The organism is Devosia oryzisoli, assembly GCF_014837245.1.
GTDB lineage: Bacteria > Pseudomonadota > Alphaproteobacteria > Rhizobiales > Devosiaceae > Devosia > Devosia oryzisoli.
Window position 1 is genome coordinate 13,014 of record NZ_JACYFU010000003.1, and the last position, 17,323, is coordinate 30,336.

The following is a 17,323-nucleotide window of genomic DNA, read 5'->3' on the forward strand; positions in this document are numbered from 1 at the left end:
TGGGCGGAGCCAGAGGGAAGCCGCCGGCTTGAGACGCGCCCGCGGTGCGATGCTCTGGCTATACCCGGGTGTGTCGCTGTCGGGCGGCGTCCACGAGATCGAGCCGCGACAGGCCGAGGTCCGCGAGGCGATGCTCTGGAAGAGCGCTGATTTCCAGCGCCGTTATGCGCCGTCTGCGACGCGCCGCAATCTGGTTGAAGATGGGAAAGGCAGGCATGTGAGGTCTCCGTTTTGACGCAACGGGACCTAGCAAGCCGGCACTCGGGACAATTGAACAAAGAGGCTGCCGAAGTAGCCTTTTTATTCAAGCCGGAGCGTGCCGCGAACTTCTACTGTGGGGGCCAGTAACCGTTCACCTGCGAGGAACAACAGCCATGGACCGCCGCTCACTCATCTTGTCTGCACTTGCACTGCCCCTGCTTCCCGCCCTCTCCCGTGCTGCACCTGCGTCACCCGGCACGAATGACATCGGCATGCTCGTTTACCCCGGCTTTACGGCGCTCGACTTCGTGGGGCCCCATCATTTTCTGGGCAACCTGCCGGCGACCAATGTACATGTGGTCACGACCCAGCACGATCTTGCTCCGGTTTCGTCCGACCTCGGCCTTATGGTTCAGCCGACCATCACCATGGACGATTGTCCTCTCGATCTGACTGTGCTGTTCATCCCGGGCGGCATGGGCGGCACGATCGCTGCAGCGCGCGATGAGCGCGTTCTCAACTTCGTCTCCAGCCGGGCCTCCCGCGCGCGCTACGTCACTAGCGTCTGTACTGGTTCGCTGATCCTGGGCGCCGCCGGTGCCCTCCAGGGCAAGCGCGCCACCTCCCACTGGGTGACAGTGCCAGTGCTGGAGCGCTTTGGCGCCACCCCGGTGCGAGAACGGGTCGTCCGCGATGGGCACGTCATTACAGGTGCCGGCGTGTCAGCTGGGATCGACTTCGGCATAACCTTGGCTGAAGAGCTCGGCGGTCGCCAGTTCGCCGAGGCGGGCGTGCTGGTTTCCGAGTACGCTCCAGAACCGCCGATCGTCGGTGGCACACTCGAGGCCGCGCGTCCTGAAATCGCGGACCTGCTCCAGACGAACCTGGCGCCGTTCGTAGCTGAAGCTCGAAAGCTGGAGATGCGGCAATGACGGCGTACAAGCTCGTCATCTTCGATTTCGACGGGACCCTCGCCGACAGCGCGCCCTGGTTCATCAGCACTCTGGGCGGCCTTGCGCTCAAGCACGGCTTCAAACAAGTGAGCCGACAGGAGATCGACATGCTCCGGGGCAAACCCAGCCGGGAGATCGTCCGGTATCTCGGGATTCGTTTCTGGCAGATGCCGGTAATCGCTCAAGACCTGCGCCGACAGAGTGCTCAGGTCGCAGGCGAGATCCCCCTATTCGCAGGGGTGCCTCGCCTGCTCCGGGACGTCAAGGGAGCTGGCGCGCGGATCGCTATCGTCAGCTCCAACGGTGAGGAGACAGTGCGCCGCGTGCTGGGGACATCGGCCGGGATGGTCGACCATTATGTCTGCGGCGCCTCGCTCTTTGGGAAAGCCGCCAAATTCCGTGCCCTTCGCCGCACGCTCCGGCTTCACCCTCGAGAAGTGCTGTCCGTCGGTGATGAAGGCCGAGATGTGGACGCTGCCCGCAAGGCGGGCTTCACCTCCGTTGGCGTCACTTGGGGCTACGCCACCGAAGCCGCTCTGCGCGTGGCCGGGCCCGCACACACCGTGCACAAAGTGGAAGAGCTTGCCGCTTTGGTGGGGGGAACTGAATAAGCTTTGCATTGGTTCAGCCGAACATCGTCACCGTCGTTTGGTGGGTGGACCGGGGCACTGATTGCCGCCACACCCGACTGATACGCCCTTTATCGGACGTTCAGGCCGCCTCGAACTCTCCAAAAGCAGTCGGTCCGCTTAAGGCGACGGCCATAACGGGGTTCAAGTTTCCCGACCGGCAACTTCGGGCGTGGTCAGAAATCAGCCGCGGGAGCTCGCCAAGGGCTGACCGAGTGGTGGCTGACAAAAGCCGCTACGATCTCGGTGCGCGCGGTCAGTTCGGCTTCGGTGCCGTAGCCGGGCCCGTGTTGTCGTACATGGGAGGAAGCCTGCCACTTCAACGGCGGACGCCAGCTCCACCCGCCTGCTACGGACGGTTCCCCTCGGTGGACTCGGCCCTGCACGTCTAGGTTTTCGGACGTTGCCATGGCCAGCGGCCCTCTATTTCCACTTCCAGTGACAGGCTGAGGAAAGTGCGAATCACCACGATCCCTGCCAAAACGGCTAGGCTGGTGAGAGAGGGGGCGATGGCCACCGTGTTGATGATGTCCGCTGCGACGAGCAGTTCCAACCCCAGAAGGATGGCGCGACCAAGCGTGGAGCGGAGTTCGCGGTAGGAATTTTCAGCGTTTCGGTGACGGACAAAGGTAACGCCCGCCACGATAGCGCCGATTACGATAACCGCCACCCCACAAGCCTCGATGGCCCTCGTCGTCCCGTGCAGAGTACCGGCAAAAATCGTCTCCATCTCGCCTCCGTTCGCCTGCCAGCCAACACATAGGCACGCACCTCGGTTGCACCATTGAAATTAGGACGGCGGGTTTGGCCGGGGGCTCAGCATTGAACAACGTGACGGTGATGGTCGCCGAGGACGAGCGACCGCTCTCGAAGAGGCAGGGCTTAATTCTGCGAGTCTATAGGGCATAACGGGAAGTGTGTCGTTTGGTGCCACAGGATGAAGCTGCCCAATTGCCGAGGATGAGGCGCCGCATCTTTGAGACGTCTTGGCCTTTCCTGGAGACTTGAGGCGGGGCTTCCAGGCGGAACTATCACGCCCCATCACCGCAGTTGCCCGCAGGCCGGCAGGAGGAGCGCAGCGATGGAGAAGTAGACCATCGCGAGCACGGAGATTCCGCCGAGCAGCCGCGTGATGCTCAGCAAGAAGGGCCACTGTTCCGGCGGCGGCGACGCGCCAGTCAGGCCGCGGAACACCGGGCTCGGCTTGGCCAGTGCCAGAAGGACGAGCCCCATCAGGATCACGCAGGGTGCAAGCACCAGCCATCCAACGATCTGTGGCGGCAATGCTCCGAAAGCACAGAGAGAGGACTGCGCGCCGTAGATGATGGTCAGGTCCGCCGCCCACAGAATGGGGCCGGTCAGGATGAAGATCAGTGTCCCGATCATTTGCCTCGATGAGCGCCTGTCGTCCATGATGTCACCCAAGCAATCGCGGGAAGCCGTGGATGAGCAGCAAGCCGAACAGGCCTTGCGCTGCGGCGTAGTAGTAGAGCAAGGCGGCGTTGTCGAAGGTGACGCGGCGATCTCTGTCGAGTTGCCGGGTCACCGCCCGCGCGCCTGCAAAGAGACACATGATCACCACCGCAAAGGCAATCTGCCCCTCCAGCACGGAAGCCATGAAGACCATCGCGCCGTATGACGAGGCGGCGGGGTCAAGGCCCGTCCCGAGATGCCCCCAGACCTCGACGGCGATGGCGGCCACCATCGCGGCGGCTGCCAGGGCCAGCAAGGCAGCCACTGAAGGGCTCTGGCGCCCCGGCTGCGGCAGCATCTTTCCGCTTGCGATAACCAGACCCGTCCCGACAACCAGAAGGGTGGCCGAAATTGCCGGATAGGCGATCCCGGGCAACCCCGGCGACCCCGCCGGCGCCCAGACTTCCGGGGAAACGGTCCAGAGGTAGAGGTAGGCAAAGACGTATGAGAGGTAGAGCGAGGCCGAGACCAGCATCAGCACCACCATCGCCCACCAGCTGTGCGAGAGCGGCCCGGTGATGTAGGTCGGCAGGCGCAGGTTGCGCGCGACCTGAACCTCCCCCTGGCTCGGCCGGTCCAGTTGCCAGGTCCAGAACAGGCACGCGCCGATGGCCAGGACGCCGCACGCGATGGCGATGTTGACCTGCTTCACGGTCAGCAACAGGAAGAAGGCGGCCGTGCCGGCAGCGGCGATCAGGTGGCTCCAGCTCGGACCCGGCATCTGCAGGACATACTGCGGCTTGGCCTCGATGGCCGATGTGATGAGCGTTTCCCGTCCCCCCGTGGGTGCGTTCGGCAGGTAGTGGAGACCCTGATCAACCTGTTCGGCAAGGCCCGGCTGATCCCAGACGGGCTCGCGGCTTGTGACATGGGGAATGGAGCGGGTGGAATAGACGTCGTTGGGCAGGAATTCGAGCGTGCCGGCGTTCCAGGGGTTCTGTACGCCGCCCTGACCGAACCGAAAGTTGCGGACAAGATCGAGGATGAAGACCAGCACACCGGCGGCCATGATGAACGCGCCGACGGTCGAGATGGTGTTCAGGATGTCCCAGCCCAGGTTCCCCGGATAAGTCCACACGCGTCTCGGCATGCCGGACAACCCCGTGATGTGCATGGGAAAGAAGGCGGTGTTGAAGCCGATGAACATCAGCCCGAACGTCCATTTGCCTAAGCGTTCCGAAAGCATGCGGCTGCTGACCAGCGGAGCCCAGTAATAGAAGGTAGCGAAGAGCGGAAACACCATGCCGCCCACCAGCACGTAGTGCAAATGCGCCACGATGAAGTAGCTGTCATGGGCCTGGAAGTCGAAGGGGACGACGGCAACCATGACCCCGGTCAGGCCGCCAAGGACGAAGATGAACAGAAACCCGAGGATAAACAGCGACGGCACGGTGATGCGGAAGCGTTGCCGCCCGGCGGCCATGGTGGCGATCCAGGAAAAGACCTGGATGCCCGAGGGAACCGAAACGGCCATGCTGGCAGCCGAAAAAAAGGCGAGGCTGAGGCCCGGGATGCCGGTGGTGAACATGTGGTGTACCCACAGCCCGAAGCTGAAAAAGCCCGTTGCGATCAGCGCGACGACGATGAGGCGGTACCCAACCAGTGGCGTCTGGGCCATGGTGGGGATCATCATGGACACCAGACCCGCGGCTGGCAGGAAGATGATGTAGACTTCCGGGTGCCCGAAGAACCAGAACAGGTGCTGCCAGAGCAAGGCGTCGCCACCCAGCGCCGCCGTGAAGAAGGGCCAGCCGAAGGTACGCTCGATCTCGAGGAGCATGGTGGCGAGGATCACGGCCGGGAAGGCAAAGACGATCATCGCCGCAAAGATCAGCATGGCCCAGGCAAAGATCGGCATCTTGGCCAGCGTCATGCCCGGCGGGCGCGTCCGCAACACGCCGACGATGATTTCGATGGCGCCGGCTATCGCGGATATCTCGATGAAGCCGATGCCCAGGAGCCAGAAATCAGCGTTGTCGCCGGGGGAGTACTCCTTGAGCGTCAACGGCGGGTACATGAACCAGCCGCCCTTGGGCGCCATGTCGTAGAAGATGGTGGAGAAGAACACCAAGCCACCGATGATGTAGGCCCAGATGGCAAAAGCCGACAGACGCGGGAACGGCAGGTCCCGCGCCGCGAGCATTTGCGGCAGCAGCATCACCCCCAGCGCCTCGACCGCCGGGACAGCGAAGAGGAACATCATCGTGGTGCCGTGGGTGGTGAAAAGCTGGTTGTAGAGGTCCTGCGAGAGGAAGGTGTTGTCGCCCACCGCCAGCTGCGTGCGCATCAGCAGCGCCAGAATGCCCGCGAGCACGAAGAAGAGGAACGCGGCGCCGATATAGAGCGTGCCGACGACGGTGTTGTTGACGGCCGTTAGTAGGCGAAAACCTCCCGGGGTGGCCCAGATGCGCTTGAGATCCTCGAGCTCGCTCGCGGGGCGGGGGCCGCTATTGGGCAAGTCGTTCATGCCGGGCTCGCTCATGGTCTCACCGCAGAAAAAACAGGATGACGATACCGGCGCCGTAGCAGACGAGGACAGCCAATGAATCCAGTCCCATCCGCAGGATGGTCTTGTCCCTACGCTCGGCCATGCCGATGACGAAAAGAGCTGTCACCGCGATACCGAGTAGCGCACCGAATGCGCCAAACGGGCCGGCCTGCGCAAGGACAGGTTCACCCTGTGCCACCAGGTCGATGACGAAGATCAGGCCGATATTGATCAGGTTGGTGCCTAGGATATCGGACACCGCCAGAGTGAAAAGGCCCGTTTTGGCCGCACTCAAGGATGTGCTTAGTTCGGGAAGCGACGTGGCAAATGCCAGTAGCACAAATCCGACTGCGCTCCCCCCAAGCCCGGTCTGTTGCGACAGCGCATCGCCGGTGCGTGATAACAGATACCCCGCCACGAGAATGACGGCAGCTAGCCCCCCCGTCCAGGCGATGATCCGGCGCATCGAGAGGTTCTCATGCTCTTTGCTGGCCTTCTTCTGGGCTTCGCTCTGCTCTTGTTCGAGTTTGGTGTCCTCCCGGCCGCCACGGGCAGCCACCCAAGATCGGCGACCCTCCGACTGGGCAAGAATGTAGACACTAAACCCATAGGCAAACGCACTGGCCCAAGCCCAGGCGCCGATGCCGAGGATTGGGACGTCGCCCACGGTGATGCCGGCTGTGGCGATGCTGATCAGCAGGATATTCAGCCCGCCCTGAAGCATCACCATCGGGTCCGGCACTTCCGATGTCAGCGCCCGCTTGCCGATGACGATGTCGATGATCGCAAGGATGACCACCTGCGCCGCGATAGACCCAAACAGGTTGTTGATGGCCAGAAGCGAGGCTCCGGTGGCCGCGCCAGTCACCGTGGCGCCGATCTCGGGCAAGGAGGTAATGCCCCCAAGCAGCAAGATGCCGATCGCCGCCTGACCGATACCTGTCTTGGTGCTGATGGCATTGGCATAGCCGGTAATCCGCGAGCCAGCGAGCCAGACCACCACGGCTGCGACCGCGAAGATGGCAACGTTCAGCCAGATCGAAGCGCTTTCGAAGTCGATCATCGCAAGCTCTCCAGATATGCCGATAGGTCACCCAACTCCTCATCCGAAAACAGCGCATATTCCGGCATCTTGTTCTCCGGCTTGATGTGCTGGTTGTTGACGATGAAGGCCGCAATCGCCTCGGCCGTGTTGGGCAGCGTGCCGGCGGCGAGGGACCGCCGCGACCCCACATGCGTCAGGTCCGGCCCGATCGATCCGGTCGCCGCCGTACCTCGTACCGCGTGACAGCCGCCACAACCGGTGTTGAGGAAGAGTTCCTGCCCCCGCAGCAGTTGCGGATCTTCGACCGGATCTGCCGGCGAGGCTTCTTGTGCCAACCACGCCTCGAACTCCTCCGGCGGCTGCGCCACGACATGGAACGACATGAAGGCGTGTGCGCCCCCGCAGTACTCGGCACACTGGCCCCGCGTCACGCCGGCCTCGGTGGCGGTTACGGTCAGCTCATTCGTTCGTCCCGGAATCATGTCCAGCTTGCCGGCGAGGTTCGGCGCCCACAAGCTGTGGATCACGTCGGCGGTGGTAAGCTCAAGCGTCACCGGGCGGCCGACGGGCAAGTGAATCTCGTTGGCCGTTTCGACCCTGGTCCCGCTGGCGTCGGTATAGGTGACGCGCCACCACCAGAGTTCGCCACTCACGGCGATGCGCATGTTCGTCTGGGTGCCTTCGGGAACGGCGCCAGCACGCAGGACGAGGAATCCGTAGGTCAGCAGAAGCGTCAGGACGAGCACTGGTAGGGCAATGCCCAGCCCCTTGACCAGAGCCTCCCCCGACAGGCGGCGGCGGAGACTTGCGGAGCCAAAAATGGCTATGGCAGCCAGGACACAGACCAGCACAAGGATGACGGCGCCGCCGGACGTCATCACCCAGAACAGGGTGTTGATGCGCTCCGCCTGCTCACCGCGCGGAACGAGTGCAGACTGTGATGTGGAGCAACCGCCAAGCGTTGCAACCGCTATCGCTCCTGCGAGGATATTCAGCACCCTCATGGTGGCGCCGTCCCGCCAGCCGGCTGGCTGGCGTAGTACGCACCGACGGCCAGAGCATCATCCTCAGACACCCTTTGGGCGATGCTCGCCATGAGGGAGCCATAAGGCGGCGTGTCGCGATAGTCCGGCTGGCGCCAAAGCTGAAGTTGATTGGCGATGTACCGGGCCGACTGTCCCGCAAGGGTCGGTATCTGAGGCGAGGACCCGTTGTGGCAGCTGTTGCAGGCCGGAAGATCATGTTCCGGCACGCCGCTCTCGGCAATTCTGCGCCCCTGCTCCAGCAAGGGGCCGGGCGCGATATCAGTGGGCGCCTCGACCGGAAGGCCGGTGTAGTATTCGGCCAGCTTTTCGATTTCGGCATCCGTCATCTCGTAAGCAACGGGTTCCATGATCCCGCTCGGGCGGGTGCCAGCCCGATACTCCTCAAGCGCCCGTTTCAGGTACGCCTGCGGAAGATTTTGCAGCGTCGGGACGAGTGCGCTCACGGGGCCCGTTTGCGCATCACCATGACAGCGAACGCAGTTTTCGAGGGGCAACGTCCCCAGCCCCCGGACTTCCTGTTGCCGAGGCAGCGTCGGCTCTGGCCGGGTCTCTCCACTGAGCGGGGTCTGGTGCAGTTGCTTCAGATACGCCACCACCGACCACACCTCATCGCTCCGGCCCTCTCCGGCCCAGGCCGGCATGCCCGTGAACTTGAGACCGTTCTTCACGATCCAGAACAACTCCTCTGCACTATAGTGGGAGAATGCACCGGTCAGGTCCGGCGGATTGGGAAGCATGTTGCGGTAGATGGGGTTGAGGGGCTGGCCGGGTGTCCCGTGGCAGGTCGCGCATCCGCCGACGTAATGCTGTTCGCCGAGCAGATACAAATCCGGGTCATCAAGAGGTGGAGCCTTCACATCGCCCGCGGCGGCGGCGATGGAGCGGTCCCGCAAGATAGTGATGATGAGGTTGGTGACCGACCAATGATCCCGGTCGGCACCGATATTGTAGACTCCCGACGCCACGAAGATGACGCCACCCATCATGAAGGCAGCCAGCACGAGCAGGCTGGCTACGCCAATGCGCTGCCACCGCGTCAGTCTTCGATCCTTGACGATCTTATCTTCCGGCATTGGCCTCCCAATTCCGGTCGAGATCGAGGAACCACCGGCTCGCCAACACGATGCCAGCCCCGACATAGGTGAGCGGACAAGCGACGAGCATCAGCATGCCTGCTGCCTGCTGGTCGCCCAGAGCGCTCCCCGCTTCCTCGGCTAGATGGGTATGGCCTGATCCGGCAAGATCAAAGACGACGTTGGGGGCGAACACCAGCAGGGCCCCAAGCAGGCAGAACAGCTTGCCGGTGATCAAAAGGGCGAAGATGGCCCTCCAGCTACGATCGCGCGGCATGGAAAAGATCGCCAGCCAGAACCAGGCGGCGCAGGCCGTGAGGCTCAGGTGCATGAGCATCATGAGCCCCGTGTTGCCCAAGGCAGCGGGGAGAACCCCGGGGCTATGCCACCCCCATAGAAGCACCACCTGGAGCGCCGTTGCCCAGGGCCACGTGCGCCAGAGATTTTTCGGCAAGGCGCGCAAGGGCACCAACAACGCCAGCACCGGGACGGCAACATTCATCAGCACGATGTGCTGCAGCATATGGCCGGCCAAAGGTCCAAAGCTGTTCAGGATAGCGCCTCTCCGTCCCGTTTCCTGGCTAACACGACAGAGGGCGCGGAAGTTGCATCTTGGGGGCACAAAAGCGAGTTCCGGCTGGCGCCCTAGGCACAAGAACTGTCGGCTCCTGTGACAAGCAGCAGCGGCCGCCAAGCTGCAGCGGCCGCTGTTGCCGGCGATTGCTTCGAAAGCCAGTCCGGAATAACGAACAGGTCCAGCACGCCGCCCTGGCTTAATTGTGCTCCCAAGACATCGGCCGGCAACACACCAGCCTCGTCCAGCTTTTTCTTCACGTCGGGCTGAAGCTCGAGGTTCTCCTGCAGAGACTGGCGCTAACGTAAGTGAATGATGGGATCCGCGACCTTCCTACACTTCCTTTATGTCGGAGGACGTAAGGCAAATGGACGAGCAATCATTGGTGCAAGATCTCGAACTCGAGCTGGGCCATGAGAAGCACCGCGCTACTTACTTCATCGAAGGCGATCTGGTGCACGCAATGGTCGATGGCAAACTGTACGTGGCGCCGATCAACGCCGAGCCCGCCGAAGCTGTCATTAGGGGGATCATCATCGAGAAAGCCCTGCTGGATAACTACAGGCCCCGACACTTGGGATGAGAGTGAACGTATTTGTCTCAGAAGTGATGCAGAACGGCGAGCCCACTGCGCTTCTGGCGCTGCCAGCATCGCCAGAGGCTGCCGTGCCCGCTCACCTGCAGAACGTCGAGTGGAGATACTTCGCTACCGTCGATGCTGGCGATGCGGTTATCGGATTGCCAGTGGACGGTGTAGAGGCAGCACTGGTTGCAGACGGCTATGTTGTGACCACGCCGAGGCTACGGGGCGGGTGACTGGCACTAGTACGGCAGCTTCAGCACAGACGCCCATGGGTAGTGCCATCCCAGTGGCAACATCTAGGAAAACCTCCTGTCCGCCCCAGGATCGGCCCTGTGGCCAGCATAGGCTTCATCAATGGCCTTGATAATCTCGTCGCCCGCTCGGGGCTCAGCAGACGCAGCGTCTCATCGAGCTTGGCTTCTACACGATCGGCTCCCTCTTTCGACTGGGGCGATCGCAGATAAAAGAGGTAAGCGAGACCACCGACCTGCCAAAGCAGTTGCAGGAACTCTGACTGCCAGTTTTCGAGAGTGTCTCTCCCCATCTCCATTAGGTAAGGGCCCAATTGCGCGGCTTCGCCGTGGCTCAACTGGTCATCCACGAATGCAAACCAGCCAAAGATCCAATGGCCGGCGAGAGAAACACGAAAAAGCAGAGCGTGACCCAGGCAGCCGCGCGTACAGCGCCCCCATGACGAGGCGCGTGGCGGAGGTCAGGGTGACCGTGGCCAGTGCTGTCGGAGCGACAAGGTGCAAAGCAGGAGGGCTTCGGGGACGGTCACACCCTATTGCCGCAGTTGGCATCTGCGGCCAAATCGTCGAGGCTTCGGCAACCTCTCCAGCCGCCGCGCATTCGCACCATAAAGGCGAATGACGCATCCGATTGCTGAGGAGAACAATGGCTCAAGTTCCCTGCACCGCTGTTGAGCACGACGGTGGCTTTGCCAATCGACTCGGCGACGTCTTTGCGGAAACTTGGCCACGCACAACGCCGCCGAAAGTGCGGCACAGTGCAAACAGATGGCACGAAGAATTTGCCCGCGCCGACAGGCCTCCACAGAAACCGTTTAGAACGACTTCCCTGAGGACGATGAACTGCGGGACAGGATGGCCAACTGGCAAGCGAGGACGAGGTGCCCCAACCCGACCGGGTGCCCTTGCGCAACAACCGCCTTCGAGATCGTTGAAAGCTAGGCTGCAAGGAGAAAACAGGTGGCTCAGAGCAAGAGGGGCCTGAACACAGACCAATTGCGCGCGGATATCGATGCCGGCCGAACAGGCGATAAGGTCGATTTTCTCGACCCGGCAGCCGCGCCTCTCGGCACGGACGCCGAAGCTGGCGGCACGCCAACGCCGCAGGTATCCAAAGTTTCGGCGCCGCAGCGGGATCGGCTTTCGCCTTGGATGATCGCAGTTCCTCTCGCCCTGGTTGCCGGGCTGATCCTGGCGATCACCCTCCTTGGGCTTAGCGCACGTTAGTCGTCGTCAGGCCATCTCGCTTTTGAGAAAGGCAACAGCTCCCAACGGGACTTGGGGGGGTCGGGCAAACCGCGGAGTCGGTTACCCCAATCAGCGCGCGTTCAGCGTTCGAGGGCATCAGAGATTTAGCCAATAGAAGAGACTGCCTCCTACGAGGACGAAAAACAGAACGAAAGCAACGAGCCTGATCATCGTGCCCATTGGCTCAAACCCGAGCACGGCGCGCTCCGCCGGTCCTTGTGCCCGATCCGTCAGGACCTGGTCGAGTTCCGGACGCGCATCTGCATCGGCGGCATGCTTGCTCATGCAATGGTCTTTCTCGGTGGCTGCGTGAAACGCGCCGCCGGCGTTGTCACCGCAACCATGTGGCCGTTCGGATCGCGTGCCGTGGCGCGAGACCCCGCGTCTCCCGCAATAGGCTCTTCGGTGATTTCGATGCTGAAACTGCGCACTGCACCCACGGCCGCGGCGACGTCCTCGACTACCACTTCCAGAAACGCTCCCTGCGGATCACCACGGGCCGCCCTGGGCACGAACTGACTGACCCAGTCCACGAGGCACAGCCGCTGCCTCTCTTCGCCGTCAAGCGCGAGGAGCACGAACCACGGACCTCTCTCCGCGAGCCGATAATCAGCAAGCGCCGCGTAGAACTGCTGTCCTATCTCAAGATCGCGGCAAAGCAGGTAGGTCGCCACATTGCTTGCAGTTGCCATATCGCTCACCTCACTTCTTGGCCGCTTCTTCACTGGCGCTTAATGCCGCGAATTTTTGCGTCAGGGGAACGATCTGGACTTCAACCCACTCGGCCATGGCAACTTCTTCATCGAGCGAGCGCCCGAGGAGATCGGCAGCCTGGTTTACCCCCGCCAGCTCGGCAAGCGTTCGGAGCGAGGTGTAGGCGGCGATTTCGTAATTTTCGAAAGCGTAGTTTGCAAAGCTGTTCTTGACGATCTCGTCCGGCGCCACGGTATGGCCCAGAGCCGCCATCGTTCCGCCCAGGCTCAGCATGGTGTCCTTGAGGGTCGAACGATCGGAACCCGCCAGTTCGAGTAACTCGTCGAGGCGTTGAATCTGCCCCTAAGTCTCACGAATATGCTGGTTCAGGCGGTCTGCCACTTCCGGGTAGTGCTCGATGCGGTTTACCTGTGGCCGCATGATGGAGAGGGCCTGATTTTCCATCGCATGAGCCTTCTTGAGGCCGGTGACGTAGAGATCGAAGGGGGAAGTCATGGCATCTCCTGTGCTATAAGGAGACAAGCCAACCCAGCAGGCGAGGCTGCACTTGCTAACTGCGGTTAACAATAACGGCCGGAGCAGTTTCTCCGCCTTCGGGACACTGTCTGAGCAGGCACTGCTGATCTGTCGAAGACCCGCGTATACATCCAGGTGAAGCCCCGCAACTCCAGCCGCCCTCGCGCGCTCCCATCAGTCAGATGCCGAAAGGAAAAGCCGATGGAAAAGCAGCGCGAAGTGCAATTCATGAGCAGCGAGTTCGGGATCCCGCCATATCGGGCAGCGGCGCTGGTCGCCTCCAGTGAGGCGGAAGCCGCCGCGCTGGCGACGTACGAGCTGGCGCGGCAGCGCAACGAGAGCGCCTATGGGGACGTGCCCTTGCCTGAATCGCCCGAAGACCATGCGGTGCCGGAGAACGGGGGGCTGCAGAAGACGGTCATCGGACGCGGGGAGCGCTTTGGCCAGTGTCGCACATAGATCAAGCCCGAATGCCAGCCGCTCCATAAATCCGGTCGAGCACTTCAGCCACCGCTGTCAGCTCCCCCGCTGCCGGGTCGAACCGTGCCGAGCGCTCGAGGCGGGCGAGCCAATCGAGCGCCGCACGTCCACCCCACGCATCCGGCGGGCTGACAAGCGTCGTGGCAGCCGTGCCATGGAGTTCGCGGGCCTCGAAGTCATAAAACGACCCGCCGACATTGCGCATCTCCAAGCCGCCGTGTGTGCCGTAGAATGACGCGCCGATTTCTGCCTCCTGACCGGCATGCAGGTTCCACGAGCACGTGAGGCGCACGATCGCACCATTGGCCAGCTTGATTGTCGCCGCCGCGTAGTCTTCCACCTGCTCGGGGCCGACCAGCGCCATTCCGCCGGCTAAGAGCTGACTGTCGACCGACACAACCTCCGGAAAACCAAGCGTCCAAAGGGCAAGATCGACAAGATGCACACCAAGGTCGATCACGCAGCCTCCACCCGACAGGGCGCGGTCGTAAAACCAGCTCTTGTCCGGCCCATAGGCGTTGTGGAACACCAGATCGACGGCAAAGACGTTCCCCACCCTGCCCTCCTGGAGCGCCGAGCGAACCGCGGCCATGGCGGCAGTATGCCGGTAGGAAAGGTCCACGCCCAGGAGCCGATCAGCCCGGCGGGCCGCCCATACGACCGCCGAAGCCTCGCGGGCATTGCGCCCCAATGGCTTCTGGCAGAACACCGCCAGCCCACGCTCCAACGCGGCCATGGACTGCTCCGCATGGGCAGCGCTGGGGGTCGCGATCACCACGCCGTCCAGGTCCGGCACGTCGAGCAGGTCCTCGAAGCTCTCCAACATGATGGCATCTGGCGCCAGTTCGGCAGCCGCCGCGGCATTCTCAGCGCCCGGTTCGGCGATGGCGGCGGCCGTACAGCCGCCGCTTCCCAGCAGAGCCTCCATCCGGTTGCGACCGATCCAGCCAACGCCGGCAAAACCGATCCTGGGCTTGTGCAAGACAGGAGCATCAAGGGGTTGCATATCCATCAAAGCCATCAATAGAGCACCACAGCTTTCATGAATCCGTCAGGACGGTCCCGCGTCATGTCCAGGGCGTGGTCCAATTGCTCTAATCCAAATGAGTGGGTGAGGAGAGGCCAGGGCCTGAGCCGTCCCTCATTGATCGCCTCGACAGCGGCTTTCACCCCCTCGAGGTACACCTCGGGCCGCCGCTCATGGGCGTTTATGACGTCAATGCCCCGCCAATTCCAGAGTTGCATATTCACTTGGCGCGGGCCGTCCTGATGATATCCTGCAATGATCAGCCTGCCGCCTTCGGCCGTCAGTTCCGCCGAGAGGTCGAGCGGCCATTGCTTGCCCGTGCATTCGATGACGCGGTCGCAGAAGGTGCCGCCGGTCAGCTCCTTCACCATTTCGATGATCTGCCAGTGGTCGTCCATCGGGATCCTCTGCGCGGCTCCCATCTGGCGGGCAATTTCAAGCGCCCACTCACGGCGTGAAAGAGCGATGACGCGGGCTCCTGCCGCCGTCGCAAGCTGCGTCAGCAGTGCGCCAAGGAAACCGATGCCTACGATGGCCACCGTCTGGCCGGCGCGAATTTCGCTGCGCCGGAAGATGTTCATGGCACAGCCCAGCGGTTCGCCAGGGAATGGCCGGTCCGCAAATTCCGGCGGCAGGAGGACCAACTGGTCCTCTTCCGCCAGGTCATGGGTTGCATAGCTGTGATAGGAGAGGCTTGCCACCCGGTCGCCTTCGTTGACCTTGGCGACCCCCGGCCCGATAGCCTCGACAATTCCCCAGCCCTCATGGCCGAGCCCACCGGGCTCGGTCGGGAACTGCATCCACTCAGGACCCGCCCAGGGCGTGAGGTTGGAGGCGCAGACACCGCAACCCTCGAGCCGCAGCCGAACCTGCCCCGGCCCAGGCCGCGGCAGGGGCAGTGTCTGGATCTCAACGGTCCCGGGACCAGTGACGACGGCCGCCTGCATGGTCCCGGTTTCGATCATGTTCAAACTGTCCATGACAATGGCCTTACCGGTCGACGAACTTGTTGAACCGGCTTGTTCCGCCATCACTGGTTTTGTCCTGGTAGAGGAAGTTAAGCTTGTTCTCGTCGAAGACCCTGAAGAACTCGTCCCAGTCCACCGGTTCGAGGTTCTCCTCGGGCTCCCCGAAGTCGATACGCAGGATGCCGCCCTTGCCGCCGGTCCGAATGATCGCGGGGTGGCCGTCACGCTCTTCGGCCCATTTCCGGATGGTGTCGTGATCCGTGGTCTGTTCGGATGAACTCATGGAAGTGTCCTTTCTAGAGAGGTGACGCTGCCAGGTCGGCCATGGCGGCGCGTCCACCGGAGCGCGGACGGCGCACTGGCCCCTGGGGTCGCTGGCCGACGCTGTGAAGGGTAAAGCCTTCGGCAAGCGCTGCGTTGCGATCGACAATGTTTCTCAGATCGAAAATGAGGCGGCCGCTCATCATTCGGGCGAGGCGCTCGAAGTCCAGCGCGGCGAATTCCGGCCATTCTGTCGCCACGACGACAGCGTCGGCCCCGGCGGCAGCTTCATAGGGAGAGCTGGACCACTTCGCACCCGTCACCAGCCGCTCGCCGACCTCACGCGCCTTGGGGTCATGAATATGGACCGTATGACCGTCTTCCAGAAGTGCGTCGACGATAGCCAGCGCCGGAGACTCGCGAAGATCATCGGTCCCTGCCTTGAAGGCAGCACCCAACACCGTCACCCGGCTACCTGCTCCTAGGACAGCACTGAGGCGTCTACCGATTGCGACCTGCCGCTCGAGATTGCGCTCGACGAGGGCTTCGACCAGCGGCTGCGGCGCGCCATAGCGCCGGCCGGTGGCCGCGAGCGAGCGCGTGTCCTTGGGGAAACAGGAGCCACCAAAACCTGGGCCCGGCCGGAGGAAGGCTTCGCCGATCCGGCTATCAAGGCCAATGCCTTTCGAGACTGCCGCACAATCGCCCCCTGTGGCCTCACAGAGATCGGCAATATCGTTGATGAAGCCGATCTTGAGCGCAAGGAAGGCATTGGCAGCGTACTTGATGAGTTCGGCATTGGCTGTGCTGGTAACAAGCAGCGTCGTCAGGTCCGCAAGTGGGGCATAGAGACGTCGAAGCCGATCCTCTGCAACCCCATCATCGGCGCCGATCACGACGCGGTCGGGGGCCATAAAGTCCTCCAGCGCCGAACCCTCGCGTAAAAATTCCGGGTTTGAAGCCACACTTACGGCCCGGCCTCCGCGGGCGGCGACGGCACGCTTACGCACCAGCTGCGCCGCACCGGTCGGAACAGTGGATTTCACCACCAAGACCGCGTCACTTCGCATATGCGGTGCCACGGCATCGACCGCCCCCAATATGAACTGCAGATCCGTATCTCCGTCCGGCAGCGGTGGCGTGCCAACAGCCAGAAAAACCAGGTCGGCATCAGCCACGGCGGTTTCGGCGCTGCTTGAAAAAGTCAGCCTGCCGGCATCGACGTTCGCCTTGATCAGGTCGGACAGCCCTGGCTCGTAGATCGGTATGTTTCCGGCGCGAAGACTGTCGACCCGCGCTTGATTGATGTCCACGCAGCAGACAGAGTTGCCGAAGCGGGACAGGCAGGCGCCAGTCGTCAGCCCCACATAACCCGCACCGATCATCGCGATCTTCATACTCGAACCTCGTTGACTGCCGGCGCGGCAGATGCGCCCCGGCCGTCAACGATGCCTTGCGCGACCGGTTCCTGAAGAAGTCATTGATGATGATGAAGATGAAGATGCTTCAGTCGGCCGCATCTTCCGCAATTCCGTTGATTACCCTTCCAATTTTTTCGGATATGGAACTGTGACTCCTGAACAATTCGCGCGAAATCTAACTTGGGATAGCAATCCAGGATGGAGTGACCTGAATTTCTGGCGCCGATGCAGGGTTCAGTTTCCCACCTGCTGCAGCTTCTTCTTCCCTTCTGCCGTGGGCTTATACCCGTCTCGGAGCATCAGAAACGGCCAGTCGCGGCCCGGTCTCCCAACCTGCGGCCTAGGAACTGATCGGCCGATGGCTTCTTCCCC

The 17,323-nt window shown here is 62.5% G+C and carries 22 protein-coding genes and 1 pseudogene; 6 read left to right on the forward strand and 17 right to left on the reverse strand.

All coding sequences use genetic code 11. The annotated features are described in order from the left end of the window. Positions 1–58 precede the first annotated feature (58 nt). A complete protein-coding gene (locus IC608_RS11485) occupies positions 59–217 on the reverse strand; it encodes a YjiS-like domain-containing protein (protein ID WP_191775520.1) in 159 nt (52 codons plus the stop codon). A gap of 157 nt (positions 218–374) precedes the next feature. Here IC608_RS11485 and IC608_RS11490 point away from each other — a divergent pair, with 157 nt between their 5' ends. Beyond that, positions 375–1,133 carry a DJ-1/PfpI family protein gene (locus tag IC608_RS11490; RefSeq protein WP_191775522.1) on the forward strand — a complete coding sequence of 253 codons (759 nt, stop codon included), beginning with the start codon at positions 375–377 and terminating at the stop codon, positions 1,131–1,133. After that, positions 1,130–1,765: an HAD hydrolase-like protein gene (locus IC608_RS11495; protein ID WP_191775523.1), complete on the forward strand. Its 636-nt coding sequence runs from the start codon at positions 1,130–1,132 to the stop codon at positions 1,763–1,765. Before IC608_RS11490 ends, IC608_RS11495 begins: the two co-directional genes overlap by 4 nt. Before the next feature lie 406 nt (positions 1,766–2,171). Here IC608_RS11495 and IC608_RS11500 read toward each other — a convergent pair whose 3' ends face one another. The 8 genes from IC608_RS11500 to IC608_RS11535 form a co-directional block, all read right to left on the reverse strand. Next, positions 2,172–2,513, reverse strand: a complete 342-nt coding sequence (locus tag IC608_RS11500; protein WP_191775524.1) for a DUF1622 domain-containing protein — start codon at positions 2,511–2,513, stop codon at positions 2,172–2,174. Positions 2,514–2,824: 311 nt separating this feature from the next. Next, the gene (locus IC608_RS11505; protein ID WP_191775525.1) at positions 2,825–3,169 is read right to left on the reverse strand and encodes a hypothetical protein; all 345 of its coding nucleotides are present in this window, start codon (positions 3,167–3,169) and stop codon (positions 2,825–2,827) included. A gap of 31 nt (positions 3,170–3,200) precedes the next feature. Next, a complete protein-coding gene (gene ctaD, locus IC608_RS11510) occupies positions 3,201–5,738 on the reverse strand; it encodes a cytochrome c oxidase subunit I (RefSeq protein ID WP_248306354.1) in 2,538 nt (845 codons plus the stop codon). 4 nt (positions 5,739–5,742) lie between these two features. Beyond that, entirely contained in the window at positions 5,743–6,807 is a 1,065-nt protein-coding gene (locus IC608_RS11515; RefSeq protein WP_191775527.1) for a sodium:calcium antiporter, read from the reverse strand. Beyond that, positions 6,804–7,793 (reverse strand): cytochrome c oxidase subunit II, encoded by a 990-nt coding sequence (gene coxB, locus IC608_RS11520; RefSeq protein ID WP_191775528.1) that lies wholly within the window; start codon positions 7,791–7,793, stop codon positions 6,804–6,806. Before coxB ends, IC608_RS11515 begins: the two co-directional genes overlap by 4 nt. Continuing rightward, positions 7,790–8,908: a c-type cytochrome gene (locus IC608_RS11525; protein WP_191775529.1), complete on the reverse strand. Its 1,119-nt coding sequence runs from the start codon at positions 8,906–8,908 to the stop codon at positions 7,790–7,792. The genes coxB and IC608_RS11525 overlap by 4 nt, the downstream gene beginning before the upstream one ends. Then, the gene (locus IC608_RS11530) at positions 8,895–9,431 is read right to left on the reverse strand and encodes a cytochrome c oxidase assembly protein (RefSeq protein WP_191775530.1); all 537 of its coding nucleotides are present in this window, start codon (positions 9,429–9,431) and stop codon (positions 8,895–8,897) included. Before IC608_RS11530 ends, IC608_RS11525 begins: the two co-directional genes overlap by 14 nt. Before the next feature lie 122 nt (positions 9,432–9,553). Next, positions 9,554–9,742 carry a hypothetical protein gene (locus IC608_RS11535; RefSeq protein ID WP_191775532.1) on the reverse strand — a complete coding sequence of 63 codons (189 nt, stop codon included), beginning with the start codon at positions 9,740–9,742 and terminating at the stop codon, positions 9,554–9,556. A gap of 107 nt (positions 9,743–9,849) precedes the next feature. Here IC608_RS11535 and IC608_RS11540 point away from each other — a divergent pair, with 107 nt between their 5' ends. Beyond that, a complete protein-coding gene (locus IC608_RS11540) occupies positions 9,850–10,065 on the forward strand; it encodes a hypothetical protein (RefSeq protein WP_191775534.1) in 216 nt (71 codons plus the stop codon). Positions 10,066–10,067: 2 nt separating this feature from the next. After that, positions 10,068–10,298, forward strand: coding sequence for a hypothetical protein (locus IC608_RS11545; RefSeq protein WP_191775536.1), 231 nt, complete (start codon positions 10,068–10,070; stop codon positions 10,296–10,298). A 20-nt stretch (positions 10,299–10,318) separates the two neighbouring features. Here IC608_RS11545 and IC608_RS18490 read toward each other — a convergent pair whose 3' ends face one another. After that, positions 10,319–10,666 carry a DUF6766 family protein gene (locus tag IC608_RS18490; protein WP_345890890.1) on the reverse strand — a complete coding sequence of 116 codons (348 nt, stop codon included), beginning with the start codon at positions 10,664–10,666 and terminating at the stop codon, positions 10,319–10,321. Positions 10,667–11,276: 610 nt separating this feature from the next. On the opposite strand from IC608_RS18490, the gene IC608_RS11550 reads away from it, so the two are divergent. Further along, on the forward strand, positions 11,277–11,543 hold the full coding sequence (locus tag IC608_RS11550) for a hypothetical protein (protein WP_210316375.1): 267 nt from the start codon (positions 11,277–11,279) through the stop codon (positions 11,541–11,543). A gap of 117 nt (positions 11,544–11,660) precedes the next feature. On the opposite strand, the gene IC608_RS11555 is transcribed toward IC608_RS11550, so the two are convergent. From IC608_RS11555 to IC608_RS11565, 3 genes and pseudogenes are all read right to left on the reverse strand, one after another. Then, positions 11,661–11,849, reverse strand: a complete 189-nt coding sequence (locus IC608_RS11555; RefSeq protein WP_191775538.1) for a hypothetical protein — start codon at positions 11,847–11,849, stop codon at positions 11,661–11,663. Further along, positions 11,846–12,256: a VOC family protein gene (locus tag IC608_RS11560; protein ID WP_191775540.1), complete on the reverse strand. Its 411-nt coding sequence runs from the start codon at positions 12,254–12,256 to the stop codon at positions 11,846–11,848. Before IC608_RS11560 ends, IC608_RS11555 begins: the two co-directional genes overlap by 4 nt. Positions 12,257–12,266: 10 nt before the next feature. Beyond that, positions 12,267–12,773: pseudogene (locus tag IC608_RS11565) on the reverse strand (ferritin-like domain-containing protein). Positions 12,774–12,995: 222 nt separating this feature from the next. On the opposite strand from IC608_RS11565, the gene IC608_RS11570 reads away from it, so the two are divergent. Then, positions 12,996–13,253, forward strand: coding sequence for a hypothetical protein (locus IC608_RS11570; protein WP_191775542.1), 258 nt, complete (start codon positions 12,996–12,998; stop codon positions 13,251–13,253). Between the two features lies 1 nt (position 13,254). On the opposite strand, the gene IC608_RS11575 is transcribed toward IC608_RS11570, so the two are convergent. From IC608_RS11575 to IC608_RS11590, 4 genes are read right to left on the reverse strand one after another with little or no spacing between them, the layout of a single operon-like run. Continuing rightward, entirely contained in the window at positions 13,255–14,286 is a 1,032-nt protein-coding gene (locus tag IC608_RS11575; RefSeq protein ID WP_428055228.1) for a Gfo/Idh/MocA family protein, read from the reverse strand. Between the two features lie 8 nt (positions 14,287–14,294). Beyond that, entirely contained in the window at positions 14,295–15,281 is a 987-nt protein-coding gene (locus tag IC608_RS11580) for an MDR/zinc-dependent alcohol dehydrogenase-like family protein (protein WP_210316339.1), read from the reverse strand. Between the two features lie 10 nt (positions 15,282–15,291). After that, positions 15,292–15,552 carry a hypothetical protein gene (locus tag IC608_RS11585; RefSeq protein WP_191775544.1) on the reverse strand — a complete coding sequence of 87 codons (261 nt, stop codon included), beginning with the start codon at positions 15,550–15,552 and terminating at the stop codon, positions 15,292–15,294. 13 nt (positions 15,553–15,565) lie between these two features. Beyond that, a complete protein-coding gene (locus IC608_RS11590) occupies positions 15,566–16,927 on the reverse strand; it encodes a UDP-glucose dehydrogenase family protein (RefSeq protein ID WP_191775546.1) in 1,362 nt (453 codons plus the stop codon). Positions 16,928–17,323: the final 396 nt, after the last annotated feature.

Coding starts and splice junctions, on each gene's coding strand:
- IC608_RS11485 (WP_191775520.1), bottom strand. CDS start 217: ATGCCTGCCTTTCCCATCTTCAACCAGATTGCGGCGCGTCGCAGACGG.
- IC608_RS11490 (WP_191775522.1), top strand. CDS start 375: ATGGACCGCCGCTCACTCATCTTGTCTGCACTTGCACTGCCCCTGCTT.
- IC608_RS11495 (WP_191775523.1), top strand. CDS start 1,130: ATGACGGCGTACAAGCTCGTCATCTTCGATTTCGACGGGACCCTCGCC.
- IC608_RS11500 (WP_191775524.1), bottom strand. CDS start 2,513: ATGGAGACGATTTTTGCCGGTACTCTGCACGGGACGACGAGGGCCATC.
- IC608_RS11505 (WP_191775525.1), bottom strand. CDS start 3,169: ATGATCGGGACACTGATCTTCATCCTGACCGGCCCCATTCTGTGGGCG.
- ctaD (WP_248306354.1), bottom strand. CDS start 5,738: ATGAGCGAGCCCGGCATGAACGACTTGCCCAATAGCGGCCCCCGCCCC.
- IC608_RS11515 (WP_191775527.1), bottom strand. CDS start 6,807: ATGATCGACTTCGAAAGCGCTTCGATCTGGCTGAACGTTGCCATCTTC.
- coxB (WP_191775528.1), bottom strand. CDS start 7,793: ATGAGGGTGCTGAATATCCTCGCAGGAGCGATAGCGGTTGCAACGCTT.
- IC608_RS11525 (WP_191775529.1), bottom strand. CDS start 8,908: ATGCCGGAAGATAAGATCGTCAAGGATCGAAGACTGACGCGGTGGCAG.
- IC608_RS11530 (WP_191775530.1), bottom strand. CDS start 9,431: ATGCTGCAGCACATCGTGCTGATGAATGTTGCCGTCCCGGTGCTGGCG.
- IC608_RS11540 (WP_191775534.1), top strand. CDS start 9,850: ATGGACGAGCAATCATTGGTGCAAGATCTCGAACTCGAGCTGGGCCAT.
- IC608_RS11555 (WP_191775538.1), bottom strand. CDS start 11,849: ATGAGCAAGCATGCCGCCGATGCAGATGCGCGTCCGGAACTCGACCAG.
- IC608_RS11560 (WP_191775540.1), bottom strand. CDS start 12,256: ATGGCAACTGCAAGCAATGTGGCGACCTACCTGCTTTGCCGCGATCTT.
- IC608_RS11570 (WP_191775542.1), top strand. CDS start 12,996: ATGGAAAAGCAGCGCGAAGTGCAATTCATGAGCAGCGAGTTCGGGATC.
- IC608_RS11575 (WP_428055228.1), bottom strand. CDS start 14,286: ATGGATATGCAACCCCTTGATGCTCCTGTCTTGCACAAGCCCAGGATC.
- IC608_RS11580 (WP_210316339.1), bottom strand. CDS start 15,281: ATGGACAGTTTGAACATGATCGAAACCGGGACCATGCAGGCGGCCGTC.
- IC608_RS11585 (WP_191775544.1), bottom strand. CDS start 15,552: ATGAGTTCATCCGAACAGACCACGGATCACGACACCATCCGGAAATGG.
- IC608_RS11590 (WP_191775546.1), bottom strand. CDS start 16,927: ATGAAGATCGCGATGATCGGTGCGGGTTATGTGGGGCTGACGACTGGC.